The sequence below is a fragment of the Saccharothrix sp. ST-888 genome (assembly GCF_000955975.1).
Taxonomy (GTDB): Bacteria; Actinomycetota; Actinomycetes; order Streptomycetales; family Streptomycetaceae; genus Kitasatospora.
This window is the reverse complement of the sequence record NZ_JYJF01000251.1, coordinates 1-1,902: the sequence shown is the minus strand read 5'-3', so window position 1 is coordinate 1,902 and position 1,902 is coordinate 1. Positions and strand designations below refer to the sequence as shown.

2 protein-coding genes are annotated in these 1,902 nt (G+C 69.9%); one reads left to right on the top strand and one right to left on the bottom strand.

Going from position 1 to position 1,902, the window contains the following annotated elements:
* Positions 1–176 precede the first annotated feature (176 nt).
* Positions 177–404: a hypothetical protein gene (locus tag UK12_RS32415; protein ID WP_045306790.1), complete on the bottom strand. Its 228-nt coding sequence runs from the start codon at positions 402–404 to the stop codon at positions 177–179.
* 233 nt (positions 405–637) lie between these two features.
* On the opposite strand from UK12_RS32415, the gene UK12_RS32410 reads away from it, so the two are divergent.
* Positions 638–1,777, top strand: a complete 1,140-nt coding sequence (locus UK12_RS32410) for an alpha/beta hydrolase (protein ID WP_045306789.1) — start codon at positions 638–640, stop codon at positions 1,775–1,777.
* The last annotated feature ends 125 nt before the right edge of the window (positions 1,778–1,902 follow it).

Genomic DNA, 1,902 nt, shown 5'->3' with positions numbered 1-1,902 from the left:
GGTCGGCGTGACCACCGGGCCGTACGGCGCGGCGGAGCTGGCCGAGGCCGGGGCGGACGTGGTGCTCACGGACCTGACGGAGTTCCCGGCCTGGCTCGCGGCCTTCGCCTGAGCCGGACCGGACGCTGCGCCTGAGCCCGGGCGGACGCTGCGATGTGCCGCCGGTGTGCGGTCGGCTACGCGGCCGCGCGGCGGCGCTGGGCGCGCGCCGAGCGGAGCAGGCCGCCGAGCGAGAGCAGGAAGCCCGCCGGCATCAGCATGCAGACCCAGTACGCGATGCTCGGGAACCGCGGCAGGTCGAAGAAGAGCGGGACGAACGTCACGATGGTGGCGATCGACCCGATGAGGAAGACGATCGCTCCGGCCCGGACCAGTCCGTCGCCAGGGCTCGTGGTGCTGCTCATGCCCGTTCCTCCAGCTGGATCCGGCTTCGATCGACGGTTCAGTGTCGCAGACCCCGCCTACCCCCGCCGATCGGCGGGGGTAGGCTCACCCCTGACGCTCAGGTCTCCCAGGAATCTCTCAGGCACTCTAGGAGAATGTCGGTCTTCCGGCGGGGGTGTCCCCGGGCGGGGGCCGAGTGCCGCAGCGGCAACGGTGGAGCAGGGTCAACGGTGGAGCAGGGGCGTAACGACGCATGGGTCTGACCAGTCACAAGGTGCTGGCGCTGTCCGCGCTGATCTCGGTTCTGGTGGTCGCCGGCACGGTCTGGGTGTGGCCCCGCCTCGCCAAGCGCTCCTGGGCGGCGGTCTTCGGCCGGCTGGGCACCATCGTGGGCACGCAGCTCGCGGTGATGTGCACGCTCGGCCTGGTGGCCAACAACTACTTCGCCTTCTACAGCAGTTGGGACGACCTGCTGGGCACCGGCAACGACGGTCCGGTGACCATCCAGAGCCAGCTCACGGCCGGCAAGGGCCACCAGGGCGTGCAGCAGATCTCCAACGAGAACGTGCGCGGCGCCAACACCGTGGGCCGTGACCCGCTGGTGGTCGGGAAGTTGGAGAAGATCCGCATCCCGGGCGCGAGCACCGGCCTGTCCACCGAGGGCTACGTCTACCTGCCGCCGCAGTACTTCCAGCCGCAGTACAAGGACAAGAAGTTCCCGGCGGCCATCGCGATCACCGGCTTCCCGGGCGACGCCAAGAACCTGATCACCAAGCTCAACTACCCCTCCACCGAGCTCCAGTTGATCAAGGACGGCAAGACCAACCCGACCGTCCTGGTGATGATGCGCCCGTCCCCGGCGATGCCGCGCGACACCGAGTGCGAGGACGTCCCGAACAGCACGCAGGCCGAGTCGTACTTCGCCAAGGACGTTCCGCAGGCCATCCGCAGCTCCTACCGGGTCGCCGAGGGCACCGGCAGCTTCGGCGTGATCGGCAACTCCACCGGCGGCTACTGCGCGCTCAAGCTGGCGATGAAGCACCCGGACGTCTTCAGCGCCGCCGTCTCGCTCTCCGGCTACTACAAGGCCGCCGACGACGCCACCACCGGTGACCTGTTCGCCGGCAGCAAGGACCGCCGCAACCAGGCCGACCTGGACTGGCGCCTGGCCAACCTGCCCAAGCCGGCGGTCTCGCTGCTGGTCGGCGGCAGCAAGGAGGGCGACGGGGACTACTACCCGGCCACCAAGAAGTTCATCGCGGCCGCCAAGGGCAGCGAGACCAAGGTCGCGGCGATCACCCTGGACACCGGCGGCCACAACTTCAACACCTGGTCCCGGATGCTCCCCGCCTCGCTCGGCTGGCTGGGCCAGCACCTCAACGTCCCGGCCTGAGACCGACCGGCACATGGGGGCGGCGTCGCGTGCCGATGGCTGTCGCCTGGACGGCTTCTCCTCAGTCGCCGCAGCTCCGCTGCTACTTCGCCCCCAGCCTTCGGCCGGGAGGTACCCCCACGTCG